Origin of the sequence: uncultured Flavobacterium sp., from assembly GCF_951805225.1 — a bacterium.
Taxonomy (GTDB): Bacteria; Bacteroidota; Bacteroidia; order Flavobacteriales; family Flavobacteriaceae; genus Flavobacterium.
The window spans coordinates 5,995,226-6,013,817 of sequence record NZ_OX638201.1 but is presented as its reverse complement, the minus strand read 5'-3'; the positions used below and the strand labels follow the sequence as shown (position 1 = coordinate 6,013,817).

Genomic DNA, 18,592 nt, shown 5'->3' with positions numbered 1-18,592 from the left:
ATGACACTATTTAGCGATACCGAATTATTTGCCACAGGTTTAAAAGGAAAAAAAATATTTGACCTGCCTGATGCAGAACTTATTTTAATCGATAACTTTTTTACCAAAGAAGAATCTGATCGCTTTTATGAAAAAATACTTCATCAAACCAAATGGAGAGAATATGAAATGGAAATGTATGATAAAATTGTTACGGCTCCGCGGATGATTTCCTGGTATGAAGACAAAGATAATGTTGGTGCAGATCAAAATGGCCCTGACTGGACTTATAATTTATTAAGGATTAGAGGCCGTGTCGAAAGAGAAACTCAGATTGAATTTAATAGTTTATTGCTCAATTTATATCGAAATGGTAATGATGGTGTTTCGTGGCATAGCGACAAAGAACACAACTCCGGACCAAACCCAATTATTGCTTCGGTAACTTTTGGAGAAACCAGAATGTTCAGGCTTCGCCATAAATTTCGCAAAGAAATTCCGCAAGTAGAAATTCCTTTGCATCACGGTTCTTTTCTATTAATGGCGGGAACAACAAATAGTTTCTGGCAACATCAGGTTCCTAAAACGGCAAAAAATGTATTGCCCAGAATCAATTTAACCTTTAGACGAACTAACCGAAGCGAATGATTTGTAAATCACTCAAAATGAGTTTTATTTTAACGCTGAAACGACGAGGAAAATTCCTCCTCTAAAAGTTAAAATACTCAGTACATGAACCTTTTATTAGGCAGAACCTATCTTTTTTACTACTTTTGCAACCTTTTTTTATATATACATTACTATAATGGCTTATTCAAACAATGATTTATTGCGTTTTTTAGATGCACAAAATAAACTTTATCTTACTGCTTTTTCTGAAATCAAAAAAGGAAAAAAAGAGACACATTGGATGTGGTTCATTTTTCCTCAGATTAAAGGATTAGGCACAAGTGATAATGCAAATTATTATGCCATTAACGATCTCAAAGAAGCAACCGAATATTTAGAACATCCTATTTTAGGAAAACATCTTATAGAAATTTCAGAGTTATTTTTGACATTTAAAAGAAAATCAGCTGATGGAATTTTAGGTGATTTAGATGCGCGTAAATTACGTTCTTCTATGACGCTTTTCTCTTTGGTTGAAAATACAAATCCTGTATTTCAGGAAGTTTTAGAAGCTTTTTTCTCTGGAGAATCTGATCCTCTTACCTTATCTATTATTAATTCAACTATAAAATCATCTGTCGAAACTGAAATGGTGTAATTTGCACTAACCCTTTTCCAGATTATTTAAATTAAAAAGACACTACGTTTTTTTGCTTTTGCAAATTGGTAGTGTTTTTTTTTGCCCACAGATTTTACGGATTAAACGGGTTTACACAGATTTCTTTGTCAAACTTTATATTTCTGTTTCTTCTTAGTTATACAAAAAATGCCTTGCTAAAAACAAGGCATTTTTTGTATTCAATTATTGAGTAATAAAAGATCCGCGTTAATCCGTTTAATCCGTAAAACCCGCGGGCAAACTTACATCATATTAAACTTAGAAACTTAGTATCTCAGCAACTTAGCAACTTTCCTTTAAGACTCTTTTGGTTTTGTTAGATAATATACCGGAATTCCTGTTAGCATAATTAATACTCCCCAACCACAAGTTGAAAATTTTGTAATTAATAACGAAACACAAATTGCCGCTGCAATCACGATATACAGCATTGGTAAAAATGGGTATCCGAATGCTTTATAAGGTCTTTCGAGATCTGGCATTTTTTTACGTAAAATAAAGATTCCGTAGATTGTTAGTATGTAAAAAATCAATACAATGATAATTACGAAATCTAATAAATCTCCATATTTTCCTGTCAAACATAAAGCCGAAGCCCAAATACATTGCGCCCAAAGTGCCCAAGCCGGAACACTTGATTTATTTAAAACAGCTGCTTTTTTAAAGAATAAACCATCTTTTGCCATTGTATAATACACTCTTGCACCAGCCATAATTAATCCGTTGTTGCAGGCAAAAGTCGAAATCATGATCATAATTGCAATAATCAACGTTCCTATATTTCCAAAAATATAATGTGAAGCTACAACTGCTACTCTATCTGATTTTGCTGTTGCAATTTCGTTTAACGGAACTACCGCTAAATACATCAAATTTGTCAATACATAAATAATTGTCACAATAAAAGTTCCTAAGAACAAACTGAAACCTACATTTCGTTTTGGATTTTTTATTTCTCCAGCGATAAAAGTCACACCATTCCAAGCGTCACTTGAAAATAACGATCCAACCATTGCAGCAGAAATTCCCGTAATCAAAGCTGTTCCTCCAATTGGTAACCATGAACCACTTTCGGCATTATACGAACGCGGTGTCCAGGCATCTGTCCAGTTGGCATCCCAAATAGAAGCTTTTGCTCCTAATGTTAATCCAAAAACTATTAAACCTAATAATGATAATATTTTGATAATCGTAAGGACAGTTTGAAGAATCTTTCCGTTTTTAACACCACGGCTATTAATGAAAGTCAATAAAATAATCGTAACAATCGACACTAATTGCGCCGCATTGAGTTTAAAAGAACCCAATTCATAAAGTATATTTTCATCACTTAGCGGCTCATAAAGATAAGCTGCAAACTTTGAGAATGCCACACCAACTGCGGCAATGGTTCCGGTTTGAATTACGGCGAAAAAACTCCAACCGTACAAAAACGCGATTAATTTATTATAAGCTTCTTTAAGATACACATATTGTCCACCTGCTTTTGGGAACATTGCACTCAACTCTCCGTAACTTACTGCAGCTATAATAGTTATCAATCCTGAGATTAACCAAATTAGCGTTAGCCATCCCGCAGAACCTACTTGTCTGGCGATATCGGCACTTACAATAAATATCCCGGATCCAATCATCGAACCTACAACAAGCATGGTTCCGTCTAATAATCCGAGTTCTCTTTTAAAATTTTCCTGGTCGTTTTCTTGCATTATTTTGGTTTTTGGGTTGGTTAAAGATATACTTTTTTCTGAGATTGTATAACTCTGATTATTAGTTTATATCTAATTCTTGATGTTCTGTTTTGTTCTTAAAATGCGAATTAACGAAATCGATATAATTTTAAAATAATATTCTTATTTATATCACTCAAATTCAGATAAAATGAAGTTTTTCAAAACTAAATTCTAACTCAGACATAGATCTTAATATTATGGGCGTGTCCCTTCGGGTCGGGCTTTCGGCTATATCTTTAGTTTCGTTTCTCTTCACAAAAGGATACCGCCTCTATCCCTCACGCAAATCACGTTTTGTTAGAAATTTCAGATAATAATTTTGTTTACGGATTTCCATAAAATAATACTTTTCCATCTGTTTACATTTGAAAATCAGAAATAAACACGAAATCAAAAAAATATCAAAATGAAAATAAAACAACTCTTTTTAATAATTCCTTTAGCCCTTTTGTTCATCACTAGCAGTTGTGGCAAAACTATAAAGCCTAGCGAAGATTCAAATAATAAAAAAGCGCTTTCAGAAATTCAAAAAGAGCCAAAGATAAAACATGCCACAATAACTGACGATAATATACTTTATGCAAGTGTAGAAGATGATGGAACAATACGAAATGGGTATGCAGAATATTTATGCGAAATATTAAAAGAAAATAACGCAACGACAAACTGGGTTAAAATTGTAAAAGTAAATTCTTCAAAAGATCTAAATAGTGGTGATGATCATGGAATTTTATTAGGCGAAGCTAATTGCAATTAGTTTTAAGTATCTACAACTATTCAAAAAAAAAAAAAAAAACCTTTTTAAATTAAAAATAATTAATCTATGGCAAATTGTATCCTTTGTTCAACAGAATTAAAATTTATAAATACGCCAACATTTGGTTCCGGAAAATTAAATGATGGAAGCATTGTTTGTACAAGTTGTTTTAAAAAAATCAACAATGCAGATCCCAAAATGGCATTTAAACTTAAAAATCATTCTTTAAATGACATTAAAAATTTATTCGACGAAAAAGCAACCAAAAATGAGCAAGCTCTATCACGTCTTGAAGAAATTAAAATACAAATAAGACAACTAAATTTAACTAATTCTGCTAGTTTTCTTGGTCGTAAAGAAATAAATGAGCTTCCAAATATATTGGCGCAAAGTGAAATTATTGACAATATTGTCCAAGGAACCTATAATAATGGTCATGGCATTTTAATTTCAACAAATAGACGATTAGTCTTTATTGACAAAGGAATATTATATGGATTGAAAGTAGAAGATTTTCCATTGGACAAAATCTCTTCTATACAATACGAAACTGGTTTACTTTTAGGAGGAATCAAAATTTATACAAGTGGAAATACTGCCAAAATTGATAATATAGAAAAATTATCTGCAAGAACTTTTTCTGAATTTGTTAGAGATAAACTTTCCAAACCAAATAACTCAGTCAATAATGTTGCTTCTGAAGTTAATATTTTAGACCAACTTGAAAAATTAGCAAAATTGAAAGAAAGTGGAATATTGTCAGAAGATGAATTTAATGAACAAAAGAAAAAATTTCTTGAAAAACTCTGATATATTTAGATAACCTCATGATTTCTAAAAAAGCTGTAGCCATAAAAAGTTGCGGCTTTTTTCAATTAAAACAATAGATAAATATGTTCAGAGTGAGTTTATTTCAAAAATAAATTTTAAACTTATATCAAGAGTGACTTTTGAAAAATCTAACAAACAAAAGCATTCATTAAAACAAAACCAATTGTTAAACAAAAAACAACTTCTACAGCTATATTTCTATTTTTCTTTAAGGACTAAGATTCAATCCTATTCTGATTAAGCCAAAGCACATATAGTACTTCCTTACTTCTAAAACAAAAACAAATTACTGATTTACAATGAATTATATGTTAAATATAAAATTTAACATGAAAAAATAGATCATCCGTTAAACTCTATTCTTTTTTTGCTAAATTTGATACAGGAGTTAATCGGCCTTAAAATTTAAAAAATTTCATTAACAATTGTTTATCTTTTTAATCAAAACATAATCGCCCCAAAAAGATTATTAAAACAGAGAAAAACCGCTTACAAAGCAAACTTTGCAAGACAGAAAACTAATTACTAACCTACAAATTCAAAAATTATGTTTAAAGTCAACTCTTTCAGAAAACTACGCTTTCCTAATGTTTTTATTCTTTTATTAATCGTATTTATTTCTTGTGCTTTATTAATCTGTATTAACATTTTTACAATCAAAATCTTATCTGCTAACAGAGCATATGTTAACGGTGAATCACACTATTCAAAAGGTCAAAAAGATGCTTCGCGCCATCTCATAACTTATCTTTTTACCAAAGATAAAAACCAATGGAAATTATATCAGGAAGAATTAAAGGTTCCGCAAGGAGATGGTATTGCCCGTGAAACCCTTATGAAAGCCGGAGATAATAAAGTTGCCCGAAAAGCACTACTTGTCGGCAGAAACCATCAGGAAGATCTCGATGATTTGATTTGGTTATTTGTGAACTTCAAACAAGTTTCTTATTTATCAAAAGCTATAAATGAATGGGGTCAAGGAGACCAATTAATCTTTAAATTATATGTTATTGGCGAACAAATCAATGCCAAGATAAATCACAATATTCTAAGTATTGAGGATCAGAAAAAATTTCTTCAGGAAATTAGTGTTATAAGTGACAAACTAACCATTAACGAACGAAACTTTTCGAATACACTTGGCGAAGGAACTCGAAAAATAAAATTCCTACTAACTATATTCAACGTTATTTTTATCTTGATTATAGTTTGCAGTGTTTGTCTTTATTATTCAATAATGGTAAAACGTTTATTGTTTTCAAAGAAAGAAACCGAAGCTAAAAACGAGAATCTGATTCTTGTTAATCATGAACTTGATCGCTTTGTTTATAGTGCTTCACATGATTTGAGATCTCCTATAACTTCTTTGAAAGGTTTAATCGAAATCACACAATTGGAAGACGATGTTGATCAAATCAAAGATTACCTGAGTTTAATGTATCAAAGTCTCACTAAACAAGATCAATTTATTAGCGACATTATAGATTATTCAAAAAATAAACGAAAATTAATTATAGTAGAACCCGTTAGTTTACAGGATTTGTTTAATGAAGCTATTTCGCAATTGATGCATATTGAGAATGCAAACAGAATAACTTTTAAACAAGAATTATTAATTGATGAAATTCAGAGTGATGGTTTGCGTTTAAGAATCATTATCAGTAATCTAATTTCTAATGCTATAAAATATGCTGATAATAGCAAACAAGAAATGTTCATCTCTATAAAAACTTATATTCAGGAAGGTTTTAATAAAATTGAAGTTGCTGATAACGGAATTGGCATCAACGATGAGTTCAAGGATTATATTTTTGAAATGTATTATGGTACAAATAAAAATAAAGGATCTGGTTTAGGTCTTTATATTGTAAAAGAAGCTGTCGAGAATATTAAAGGAAACATTTCTGTGTTTTCAGAAAGTAATATTGGCAGCAAGTTTATTGTAACGATTCCTAATGCCTATGGAACTTAATTCTTTGTTTTTGTTAATTGAAGACAACCTGATCGACCAGCTTGTTACGAAGCAATTACTAAAAAAAGTTTTTAGTATTGAACAAGTATCTATTGCAAATAATGGAAAAGAAGGAATTCAATGGCTTAACAATAACAAAAGAATTAACTCTCAACCACTTATCATCTTGCTAGACATTCAAATGCCTATTATGAATGGTTTTGAGTTTCTGGATGAATTTCACAAACTCAGTAAAGATGCAAAAAAAGGAGTTCAGATTTATGTGCTTTCGTCAACCTTAGATCCTGACGAAATTAAACTGATAGAAGAAAATGAGTATGTAACTGATTTTTTAAACAAACCATTTCCCATTGAAGAATTGAAAACTAAGTTTTTATGGTAACTATTGCAAAACGCGATTTACCTGTGTAAAAGTTCTTCCGTAATAAGGTTCTTTAGTCGAAGAAATCATTACGCCGCCATGTGTTGAAGAGTGAACAAATTTAATTTCTCCTTCTAAAACTTCAACTACCATTCCAACATGATTAATGTGCCTTCTTCCATTGGTTCTAAAGAAAATCAAATCACCTTTTTGCGCTTCTTCTGAATTGACTTTCATACCAATTCTAGATTGCTCGATAGAACTTCTTGGGAGCTTAATATCAAAATTATTAAAAGTACAAATCATTAATCCGGAGCAGTCAAATCCTGCTTTTGTGGTTCCGCCCGATCGATATCGTATTCCAATATTTTCGGTTGCATTTACAATCAATTGATTTACTAAATCAGAATGATTACTTACTCTAAATACTGTAGTTGTATCTTTTTTAATCTCTGAATTATCAGCAACCTGACTTGGAGTCGATAAATTATCATTGCTTTGCGGAGTTATTGATAAACCTGCTGCGGCATCAACTTTTTCTTTTGAAGTGCGGATTTTTAAAACATAACCCACTGGCAACTTCCCTTTTATAAACGGATTTTGCTTTTCCAATTCTTTAACTGTTATTCCGTATTTTTTAGCAATTGAATACTTTGTTTCTTTAGATTGTACTTCAATAACTACCTCAACATCTGTTGATGGAATAATTTCCGGCTTTGTAGTTTCTGTAGTTGTTCCGAAATTTTCCGCAACCTGAGTTTGAGGCGTAATAGAACTATCTTTTATTTGCTGATCTGCTTTTTCTTTTGAAGTTCTAATTTTCAAAACAGATCCAACAGGCAGTTTCTTTTTGATAAATGGATTTTGACGTTCCAATTCTGCAACTGTTATTCCGTATTTTTTTGCAATCAGATATTTAGTTTCTTTTGGTTTTACCTCAACAACAACCTCAACATCTGTCGAAGAAATTATTTCCGGCTTCTCTATATCCTGGTTTTTCGTTGTCCTTTCATTTGACACAATAGCAGTTGAAGGAATATTCAGTTTCTGTCCTATTTTCAAATCTTCATTTTCCAAAGAAGGATTTGCTTTCTTTAAATCATCAACAGAAATATTATATTTTTTTGAAATTACCCAAAGATTTTCTTTTTCCCTTACTTCATGCTGACCTGAATTTGAAATCACAGTAGGAGTTGTATTGGCAGCAATTTCAGTTTTTTTCGTAGTACCTTTTTTATTGTTATTCGGGATTAAGAGAACCGAATTTAATTTTAAAACCTTAGGCGCATTGGGATTAGCCTCTTCAATGTCTTTAGTTTTTACACCATATTTTTTAGCAATTACAGATAGATTTTCTCCTTTTGATATTTTGTGCTTGATAAACTTTTCCTGAGAAAAGACACCAACACTGAAAAAAAACAATACTATAATTAATCTAAAAACCATACCTATTAAAGTTTAATGAATACTTTTTTAAGTTAAGACAATATTTTAAACTCAAAAAGAGAAAATATATTACCTAAAAGGCGAATTTAACTTTTTAATGTAAAAGATACACGCTTTTTAACAACTAATTTTATTGAAATTAACAGAATCGGCATAGAAATTGAGCCAACATTTTGGAACACTACACTTTATACAAATAAGTCTTTTTAATGGGAAACTAACTCAAAAACCGAAAACTTGTGAAAAAACTACTCTTAATTCTCTTTTTTTTACCATTAATCTCAATAGCTCAAAATATAAAGGGTATTGTTGTTTCTCAAAAAACAGATCTTCCTATTGAAGACACTAATGTTTTTGCTTTGTCGAGCGATATTGGAACTTTAACAAATGCAAAAGGCGAATTTACATTGAAACTTGATTCTAAATTTAAAGACAATGACTCTTTACAGTTTTCTCATATTGGTTTTGTTACCACAAAAATCTCTGTGAACGATTTAAAAAAATTAAATTTTAAGGTTTCTCTTCCTGAAGATGTCGAAAGCTTAAAAGGATTAACTATTTCGGCAAATCAGAAAAGAAGACTAAAATCAAAACTCGATTTTAATAAATTAGCTTCTTTAAAACATGCAATTTCGTCATTTGGATCTGTTTTAAAAGATGACAAAATCTATATTATTGGTGGTGATGCAAGTTTTGATTCAGATGCATACAAGGAATTGCAATCCCAAAATCAAAACTTTGATGATAATGACTCTTTTATAAAAAAATATTTAGAAAAACTTCGTTCTCAATTTATAACCCTAGCATACAAAAGCGAGTTATTAATTTACGATATTAAAACAGATTCCTGGCAAATATCTGACACAAAATTTAAAAAGAGAGCTTATCATAACCTTAATTATTTTGACAATAAAATCTATGTTCTAGGCGGAAAAAGAATATCTGCAAACGGTATATTTCAATATTTACAAGATGAAATTGAGGTGTTTGACATCGAAAAACAGACTATTACTGTTGACAAAACAAATCCGCATCAGGCTGCTAACGCTGCTTCTTTTACTTATAATGACAATATTATAGTAATAGGCGGTTCTGTAAAAATGAATACTGAAAACAATAAAAAAGTCTTTACAAACAAAGTACATCTTTATAATATCAGCTCTGGTTTTTGGTACGAACTTGCAAGTATGCCAACTGCCAAAGAAGTTTCGGGAGTATTAATCAATAACAAAATTTATCTGATTGGAGGCAATAACGAAAACCCTTTGTCTGAGATCGAAACTTTTGATTTGGCTACTGAAAAATGGCAAACTGAAGGGGAATTATTTAATGGTTTAGAAAAACCGGCCATAACTTATCACGACAATATTATTTACTTTTTTGAATACAATAAAATGTATGTGTACGATATTAATTCAAAACAATTGAAAGAATATAACATTGATCTTGGATTAAAAGAATGTAGCATGCATTACCATAATAACAAGTTATATATTTTTGGAGGCAGAACGGAAAATTCTTACTCGAACTCGCCTTCTGCAAATGTCTACAGTATTTCTATTGATGAATTTGAAACAACACAAATTAACAGGATTAAAGTTTTGTCTGAAGGATCTAGTTTAACCAAAGCAGATTAATGATTTTATCTTTTATTTTAGAAAAGTCTTTTCTTACACAAACTAATGCCCTAGCCCAGATAGAAGCGGCATCCTTTTTTATGGCTTTTTCTGCCATAAAAAAGATATAGTGGATAGCTGGAAATAGCTCCTAAACAAAAAAAACGCCCTGTTTTCACAGAGCGTTCTTGGTATAATTGAATCTTAAAGATTAAGCTTTTCCGGCAGCAATTAGGTTTAATGCTGAACCTGCAACGAACCAGCCAATTTGACCTGCGTTGTAGGTATGGTTTGCCAAGATTATATCTTTTGTTCCATTTGCATGAACGAACTCTAACGTTAAAGGTTTTCCCGGAGCGAACTCGGTTAAATCAGTAAAGTTAATTGTATCGTCTTCCTGAATTTTATCGTAATCTGCTTCATTAGCGAATGTTAATCCTAAAAGTCCTTGTTTTTTAAGGTTTGTTTCGTGAATACGAGCAAAAGATTTTACTAATACAGCTTTAACACCCAAGAAACGTGGTTCCATCGCAGCATGCTCACGTGATGAACCTTCGCCATAATTGTGATCTCCCACAACGATAGACGGAACTCCAGCCGCTTTGTATGCACGAGCTACAGCAGGAACTGCATCGTAAGTACCTGTTAATTGATTTTTTACTGAGTTTGTTTTTTGATTGAATGCATTTACGGCACCAATCAACATATTGTTTGAAATATTATCTAAGTGTCCGCGGAAACGTAACCATGGTCCAGCCATAGAAATATGATCTGTTGTACATTTTCCGAATGCTTTGATTAATAATTTTGCACCTGTAATGTTTTTACCATCCCAAGCATCAAACGGAGCTAATAATTGTAAACGCTCCGATGTTGGACTTACAACAACCTGAACTCCTGAACCGTCTTCTGCAGGAACCTGGAATCCTGGATCTTTTACGTCAAATCCTCTTGGAGGCAATTCGTCTCCTGTTGGCGCTTCAAGTCTTACTTCTTCTCCATCTTCGTTGATTAACGTATCTGTTAAAGGGTTAAAACCAAGATCTCCTGCAATAGCCATAGCGGTTACCAATTCTGGTGAACCTACGAAAGCTAAAGTATTTGGGTTACCATCTGCACGTTTTGAGAAGTTACGATTGAAAGAGTGAACGATTGTGTTTCTTTCTTCTTTCTCTGCTCCATCTCTGTCCCACATACCAATACATGGTCCGCAGGCATTAGCAAAAACGGTTGCTCCAATTTTTTCGAAAGTATCGATAAATCCGTCTCTTTCGATTGTATAACGAACAACTTCTGAACCTGGAGTAATTGTAAATTGAGATTTAGTTTTTAAGTTTTTAGCACTTACTTGTCTTGCCAAAGAAGCTGCACGAGAGATATCTTCGTAAGATGAATTTGTACATGAACCAATTAAACCAACCTGAATTTGTAAAGGCCAGTTGTTTTTGATTGCTGTTTCTTTCATTTTAGAAATTGGAGTCGCTAAATCTGGAGTGAAAGGTCCGTTTAAGTGCGGCTCTAATTCTGTTAAGTTGATTTCGATAACCTGATCAAAATATTGTTCTGGATTAGCATAAACTTCAGGATCTCCTGTTAAGTAAGAAGCTACTTTATCTGCTGCATCGGCAACATCGGCTCTGTTTGTAGAACGTAAATAACGACTCATAGAATCATCATAACCAAAAGTTGAAGTTGTAGCTCCAATCTCAGCTCCCATATTACAAATAGTACCTTTACCAGTACAAGACATAGAAGTTGCGCCTTCTCCAAAATATTCTACGATTGCGCCAGTTCCTCCTTTTACAGTAAGAATACCGGCAACTTTAAGAATAACATCTTTAGGAGCTGTCCATCCTGATAATTTACCAGTTAGTTTTACTCCAATTAATTTAGGGAATTTAAGCTCCCAAGCCATACCTGACATAACATCTACAGCATCTGCTCCACCAACACCAATAGCGACCATTCCTAAACCACCTGCATTTACAGTGTGAGAATCGGTACCAATCATCATTCCGCCGGGAAAAGCATAATTTTCAAGTACTACCTGGTGAATAATTCCTGCTCCTGGTTTCCAGAAACCAATTCCGTATTTATTAGAAACTGACGACAAGAAGTCGAAAACTTCATTGCTTTGTGTTTTTGCTCGGGCCAAATCGGTTGCGGCATCAACTTTTGCCTGAATCAAGTGATCACAGTGAACCGTTGTAGGCACTGCTACTTTAGGCTTTCCGGCATGCATAAATTGCAATAATGCCATTTGAGCAGTTGCATCCTGACATGCAACACGATCCGGTGCAAAATCAACATAATCTACTCCTCTGCCAAACGCCTGAGTTGGATTTCCATCCCAAAGGTGATTGTATAAAATTTTCTCTGTTAAGGTAAGTGGACGCCCAACAATCTCGCGTGCTTTATCAACACGACCTGGCATGTTCTCATACACTTTTTTAATCATTTCAATATCAAAAGCCATAAGTATAATTGTTTTTGTTTTTGTTATTTTGAACATGACAAGTTACGAAAAATAGAGTAGCCAGAAAAGAAAAAGCCTGAGTTTATTGACTCAGGCTTTTTATCTATAATGATTATAACTAATCGTGTGATTACATCACTAACAGTTTATGAGAAGGTGCAAATCTAGTTAGACTAATACCATCTACTGCAGCTGTATATTCAGCAAGTGTAGGAGTTCTACCTAAAATTGTAGACAATACAACAACTGGTGTAGAAGAAAGTAATGACTCTCCTTTTTTACCTTCTGTATCTTCTACAACTCTTCCTTGGAAAAGACGTGTTGAAGTTGCCATTACAGTATCTCCTTTTGCTGCTTTTTCCTGGTTACCCATACAAAGGTTACAACCCGGACGCTCTAAATACAACATGTTTTCGTATTCTGTACGTGCTGCTCCTTTTGGTGCATTATCGTTAAATTCGAAACCTGAGTATTTTTGTAAAACTTCCCAATCACCTTCAGCTTTAAGTTCATCTACAATGTTATATGTAGGTGGCGCTACTACAAGCGGCGCTTTGAACTCAACTTTACCGTGAAGATCTTCGATATTTTTAAGCATTTGAGCTAAAATCTTCATATCTCCTTTGTGAACCATACAAGAACCAATAAATCCAAGATCTACTTTTTTCTCTCCTCCGTAGAAAGAAAGAGGTCTGATTGTATCGTGTGTGTATCTTTTAGAAACGTCTGCATTATTTACGTCTGGATCAGCAATCATTGGCTCGATAATTTGATCAAGATCTACAACAACTTCTGCATAATACTTGGCATTTGCATCTGGAGTTAATGCTGGTTTTTCAGCTGATTTAATCTCTGTGATTCTCTTATCTGCTTTATTGATCAATCCTTGAAGAACTTGTTTTTCATTGTCCATTCCTTTACCGATCATGATCTGGATTCTGCTTTTTGCAATCTCAAGAGATTCAATCAAAGTATCATCTTCAGAAATACAGATAGAAGCTTTTGCTTTCATCTCTGCAGTCCAGTCTGTAAATGTAAATGCCTGATCAGCAGTAAGAGTTCCTAAATGAACCTCAATAATTCTACCTTGGAATACATTTTCACCACCAAACTTTTTAAGCATTTGAGCTTGTGTTGAGTGAACTACATCACGGAAGTCCATGTAATCTTTCATTTCTCCTTTGAAAGTAACTTTTACAGATTCCGGAATTGGCATAGAAGCCTCTCCTGTAGCAAGTGCAAGAGCAACTGTTCCTGAGTCAGCACCAAAAGCAACACCTTTTGACATTCTTGTATGAGAGTCACCACCAATAATGATAGCCCACTCATCAATAGTAATATCATTAAGAACTTTATGAATTACGTCTGTCATTGAATGATAAACTCCTTTAGGATCACGAGCTGTAATTAAACCGAAATCGTTCATGAATTTCATCAACTTTGGAATATTTGCCTGAGCTTTTTTATCCCATACTGAAGCTGTGTGACATCCTGATTGGTAAGCACCATCAACGATTGGCGAAATTACTGTAGCAGCCATAGATTCTAATTCCTGAGCAGTCATAAGACCTGTCGTATCCTGAGAACCTACAATGTTTACTTCTACACGAACATCTGAACCTGCGTGTAATACTTTACCCGGAGTGATTCCGACAGCGTTTCTGTTGAAGATTTTCTCTACCGCTGTAAGTCCCTGTCCTTCAATAGAAATCTCTTTTGATGGAGCAAATACAAGTGGAGCTTCAATATCTAAAATTTTCGCTGCTAATGTTTGAAGTTTTTTACCAAATACAATTGCATATGATCCTCCAGCTTTTATAAATTCCATTTTCTGAGGCGTGAATGCCTTAGAAATGTCAATTAATTCTTTGTCGCCGTTATAAAGCTTCTTAGTTTTTGTATTTATTGTAAGTATAGTTCCAGTAGCAACAGAGTAAGCTTCTTCTAAGATTGGTTCGTTATTTTCATTACGAATAATATTACCATCTGCATCAAGCTTTTTAACCCAGTTTTTAAGATCTAAACCAATACCACCTGTTACGTCAACAGTTGTCAGGAAAATTGGAGAAATTCCGTTTGTTCCTGCAACGATTGGAGCAATATTAATAAATGGAACATATGGGCTTGCTTGTTTTCCTGTCCAAAGTGCCACGTTATTCACTCCTGACATTCTAGATGAACCTACACCCATTGTACCTTTTTCAGCAATCAACATAACGCTTGCGTCAGGGTATTTTGCTTGTAATGCTTTAATTTCCTCTTGTGCCTGAGGCGTAATCATACATTTACCATGAAGTTCACGGTCAGAACGTGAGTGTGCCTGATTACCCGGAGAAAGTAAATCTGTCGAAATATCTCCTTCACCAGCAATATATGTAACTACTTTAATTTCTTCAACTACTTCTGGAAGAGTTGTAAAAAACTCAGCCTGAGCATAACTTTTAATAATTTCGATCGCAGCTGCATTACCATTTTTGAATGCTTCTTTTAAACGATCTGTGTCTGCCTCATAAAGGTAAACTTGCGTCTTAAGAACTTTTGCTGCTTCGTTTGCAATAGCATCATCATTACCAAGTGCCAAATCCAGTAAAACTTCAATAGAAGGTCCACCTTTCATGTGTGACAATAATTCAAAAGCAAAAGCAGGAGTAATTTCTTTTACTACAGCTTCGCCTAGAATAATTTCTTTTAAAAACTTCGCTTTTGTACCTGCAGCGCTCGTAGTCCCCGGTACAACATTATAAATAAAAAAGTTAAGAGAATCTGCTCTATACTCGTTATTCAAATCTTTAATTTGTTCAATGATTTCGCTTAATAATTCAGCACCATCAATTGGTTTCGGGTTAAGCCCTTGACCTTTTCGTTCTTCAATTTCTTGGATGTAATCCTGATAAATATTCATAATAAAAGTCTTTTCTAGGTATTTTTATTTTTTTGTACGCAAATTTAGGTATTAAAGCCGAGAATTAAAAAAAATATAATAGAAGTCGCCTTTTCAAAAATTATTATTGTTAAAAAACGATTTTGACTGCTTGTTTTTGTCAAAATAGCAGTTTTGTATTAAAAAAATGAATTATTAATATTTTAAAATCTTTTCTTTAACAAAGTCGGAATTCGTTGTTAAAAAGGAAGTCAGATTTTACCCCATTTTTAGCTAAGAATCTTTCTAAATTAAAATTTACAACGTTATAGTTACTCATTTGAACGTTAATTTCTCCCCTTTTCAAACAACATTAATTACATTCCGAATAGAAATAAAAAAGCCTAACTAATTCTAAAATCGGTTAGGCTTTTTTTATGCTTTTATATTCTCTTACATCAACTTCTGAATAATAATTTCTTCTGTTATTCCTTCGGCATCTGCTTTGTAGTTTTTAATAATTCTGTGACGTAAAATTCCAGTTGCAACCGCTTTTACATCTTCAATATCCGGCGAAAATTTACCATTGAAAGCTGCATGTGCTTTTGCTGCCAAAATCAAATTTTGAGATGCTCTTGGTCCTGCTCCCCAATCTAAATAATTCTTTACAAAATCATTCGACAAAGCATTATCAGGACGTGTTTTACTTACAAGAGTTACTGCATATTCAATAACATTATCAGCTACAGGAATTCTACGAATCAAATGTTGAAAATCGATAATTTCCTGAGCGGTAAATAACGGATTAATCGTTGTTTTAACATCAGATGTTGTACGTTTTACAACTAATACTTCTTCTTCAAAACTTGGATATTCTAATTTGATTGCAAACATAAAACGATCTAATTGTGCTTCAGGCAAAGGATAAGTTCCTTCTTGCTCAATTGGGTTTTGAGTTGCTAATACAAAATAAGGTAAATCTAATTTATAATTCTGACCCGCGATTGTAACGGAACGTTCCTGCATTGCTTCAAGTAAAGCAGCTTGCGTTTTAGGCGGTGTTCTGTTAATCTCGTCAGCAAGAATGATATTAGAGAAAATTGGCCCTTTAATAAATTTAAAGTGTCTGTTTTCGTCCAGAATCTCACTTCCTAAAATATCCGAAGGCATTAAATCAGGCGTAAACTGAATTCTTTTAAAATCTAATCCCAAAGCCTGAGACAAAGTATTAATCATTAAAGTTTTTGCCAATCCTGGAACACCAATTAAAAGTGCGTGTCCTCCAGAAAATATACAAAGTAAAATTTGATCTACAACGTCATCTTGCCCTACAATTATTTTTGCTATTTCGGCTTTTAATTCGTTTCGTTTTTGAACCAGATTGTGAATTGCTGTTACGTCAGACATCTATGAATATATTTTAAATTAAAAAGAGTTAGTGCTATGAATTCATAAAACTAACTCTTTTTCTTTATTTAATAAAAATTATTTTTTCAACCAATTGTATACAAAATTACAATCTCTGTACTCTCCAATAATTTTGATATAAGTATCTTTTATTTTTGAATCAAACCATTTAGAAATTGTTGTGATTTGCTTTTCTTTTAATGCTAATTCTTTAATTTTTGTATAATCCTTAGCATAGTCAGCAACGTGCTCGTCAATTCTATTAGTAACAGTAATTAACTTATACGTTTTTTTACCTTTATCATCAGTATTTAAAAGTGGTTGGGAAACTTCATCATCTTTTAAATTAGAAACCTGACTGTATAATGTAGGATCCATTTTAGTTAACTCAAAACGTGTATCTTGTGTATTAGGATTTACCAAAGTTCCTCCGTTTGCTCTTGTTTCTTTTTCATCAGATTCTGTTCTGGCAGCATCTGCAAAAGAAATCTCTTTACTTACAATCTTAGCTCTAATGTTAGCAATTCTTTCTTTAGCATCTTTCAAAGCATCTTCAGAAACTGTTGGAGCAATTAAAATATGACGTAATTCAACTTCTTGTCCTTTTATTTTTTCTACCATAATAATATGATATCCAAAAGTAGTTTCAAAAGGCTCTGAAACTTCTCCTTCTCCTAAACTAAAAGCAACATCTTTAAATTCTTTTACAAAAGGTGTTTTTCTTGTCATTTTATAATATCCACCATTTGGTGCAGATCCAGGATCCTGAGAATATAAAACGGCTTTTGTTGCAAAACTTGATCCTTCAAGAACATCTTTACGAATTGCATTTAATCTATCGATAACTTTTTGCTTATCTTCTTTAGAAACTTTAGGCTCAACCACAATTTGCGCTACTTCCATTTCTGCTCCAAAAGTTGGTAATTCTTCTTTTGGTATTTTTTTAAAGAAATTACGAACTTCTTCAGGAGTTATTTCTACAGCATCCACAATTTTCTTAGTCATTTCCTGAGCTAATTTTTGCTCTTTTAAGATGTCAGCAAAATAAGTTTTAAACTCCTCTACAGAATTCTTTTTATAATAAGCTACAACTTTATTGATGTCTCCAACTTGTTGAACCATATAGTTCAAACGATCGTCCATCATTCCTCTAACTTCTGCATCACTAACTACGATACTATCCTGAATCGCTTGATGTGCATATAATTTATCTTCTAAAAGTTTACCAAGCATTTGGCATCTTGTGATATCTTTTACAGAACCTCCTTGCGCTGTAATCTCCAAATATCCTTTGTCAATATCAGAATCTAAAACAATATAATCTCCAACTGTAGCAATAATTCCATCAACTTTCAGCTTTTGGCCAGAGGCAATTTGAACTGGTTTCTTAACTACAGTATCTTTTATAATTTCCTGAGCCGAAATAATTGAGGTGAAAAAAAGTAAAAAACACATTGTCAACACTAGCTTGTAATCAATTGTTTTTAGCTGTAATTTTTTTAATAACATTATTTTAAATTTAATTTGAATGTAAAGATCTTGTTTTTAGAATTTCGTTTTAAACTAAAATCAACTTAACCTATATTTTCAGAAATGACTCTGAAAACACTAAATATTTAAGATCTAGTTCTTTTAACTTATGCCGAACAAAAATAACAATTCAATTACATAATACAACTATCAGCTATACTATTAACAAAAAATTATATGGAGTACACTTAAATTTCATAACAGAAACACCAATCAAGAGAGATTAATCTTTTCAAAACAGTAAAATCATTGCTTTTATTCTTCCAAAAATCCTGTAATTCTGAAAATAAATGCAATTCTCAAACTGTTAAATTACAATTGAATAAAAAAAGTTTT

Annotated in this window: 13 protein-coding genes; 7 read left to right on the top strand and 6 right to left on the bottom strand. The window is 32.6% G+C overall.

Translation table 11 applies throughout. The features are described from left to right. Together WN975_RS25130 and WN975_RS25125 are read left to right on the top strand one after the other, a co-directional pair. A complete protein-coding gene (locus tag WN975_RS25130) occupies positions 1-627 on the top strand; it encodes an alpha-ketoglutarate-dependent dioxygenase AlkB (RefSeq protein ID WP_337968860.1) in 627 nt (208 codons plus the stop codon). Positions 628-784: 157 nt separating this feature from the next. Next, positions 785-1,246 (top strand): DUF1810 domain-containing protein, encoded by a 462-nt coding sequence (locus tag WN975_RS25125; RefSeq protein ID WP_337968859.1) that lies wholly within the window; start codon positions 785-787, stop codon positions 1,244-1,246. Between the two features lie 317 nt (positions 1,247-1,563). Here the strand turns inward: WN975_RS25125 and WN975_RS25120 are convergent, their stop codons facing one another. Then, positions 1,564-2,976 (bottom strand): amino acid permease, encoded by a 1,413-nt coding sequence (locus WN975_RS25120; protein WP_337968858.1) that lies wholly within the window; start codon positions 2,974-2,976, stop codon positions 1,564-1,566. 430 nt (positions 2,977-3,406) lie between these two features. Between WN975_RS25120 and WN975_RS25115 the strand changes: the two genes are divergently transcribed. The 4 genes from WN975_RS25115 (at position 3,407) to WN975_RS25100 (ending at position 6,942) form a co-directional block, all read left to right on the top strand. Continuing rightward, positions 3,407-3,757, top strand: a complete 351-nt coding sequence (locus WN975_RS25115) for a hypothetical protein (protein ID WP_337968857.1) — start codon at positions 3,407-3,409, stop codon at positions 3,755-3,757. A 66-nt stretch (positions 3,758-3,823) separates the two neighbouring features. Next, positions 3,824-4,567: a PH domain-containing protein gene (locus WN975_RS25110; protein WP_337968856.1), complete on the top strand. Its 744-nt coding sequence runs from the start codon at positions 3,824-3,826 to the stop codon at positions 4,565-4,567. Positions 4,568-5,135: 568 nt separating this feature from the next. Further along, positions 5,136-6,560 carry a HAMP domain-containing sensor histidine kinase gene (locus WN975_RS25105; protein ID WP_337968855.1) on the top strand — a complete coding sequence of 475 codons (1,425 nt, stop codon included), beginning with the start codon at positions 5,136-5,138 and terminating at the stop codon, positions 6,558-6,560. Beyond that, positions 6,550-6,942 (top strand): response regulator, encoded by a 393-nt coding sequence (locus WN975_RS25100; protein WP_337968854.1) that lies wholly within the window; start codon positions 6,550-6,552, stop codon positions 6,940-6,942. The genes WN975_RS25105 and WN975_RS25100 overlap by 11 nt, the downstream gene beginning before the upstream one ends. Here WN975_RS25100 and WN975_RS25095 read toward each other — a convergent pair whose 3' ends face one another. After that, complete coding sequence (locus WN975_RS25095) at positions 6,943-8,367, bottom strand: LysM peptidoglycan-binding domain-containing protein (RefSeq protein ID WP_337968853.1); 1,425 nt, start codon at positions 8,365-8,367, stop codon at positions 6,943-6,945. It abuts the gene before it with no gap. 239 nt (positions 8,368-8,606) lie between these two features. On the opposite strand from WN975_RS25095, the gene WN975_RS25090 reads away from it, so the two are divergent. Further along, entirely contained in the window at positions 8,607-10,004 is a 1,398-nt protein-coding gene (locus WN975_RS25090) for a kelch repeat-containing protein (RefSeq protein ID WP_337968852.1), read from the top strand. A gap of 190 nt (positions 10,005-10,194) precedes the next feature. Here WN975_RS25090 and WN975_RS25085 read toward each other — a convergent pair whose 3' ends face one another. From WN975_RS25085 to WN975_RS25070, 4 genes are all read right to left on the bottom strand, one after another. Next, the gene (locus tag WN975_RS25085; protein WP_099712805.1) at positions 10,195-12,459 is read right to left on the bottom strand and encodes an aconitate hydratase; all 2,265 of its coding nucleotides are present in this window, start codon (positions 12,457-12,459) and stop codon (positions 10,195-10,197) included. Between the two features lie 130 nt (positions 12,460-12,589). Next, the gene (locus WN975_RS25080) at positions 12,590-15,361 is read right to left on the bottom strand and encodes a bifunctional aconitate hydratase 2/2-methylisocitrate dehydratase (protein WP_337968851.1); all 2,772 of its coding nucleotides are present in this window, start codon (positions 15,359-15,361) and stop codon (positions 12,590-12,592) included. Between the two features lie 411 nt (positions 15,362-15,772). Beyond that, positions 15,773-16,726: a MoxR family ATPase gene (locus WN975_RS25075; RefSeq protein ID WP_099711154.1), complete on the bottom strand. Its 954-nt coding sequence runs from the start codon at positions 16,724-16,726 to the stop codon at positions 15,773-15,775. A gap of 78 nt (positions 16,727-16,804) precedes the next feature. Further along, on the bottom strand, positions 16,805-18,235 hold the full coding sequence (locus WN975_RS25070) for a peptidylprolyl isomerase (protein ID WP_337968850.1): 1,431 nt from the start codon (positions 18,233-18,235) through the stop codon (positions 16,805-16,807). Between the last annotated feature and the right edge of the window lie 357 nt (positions 18,236-18,592).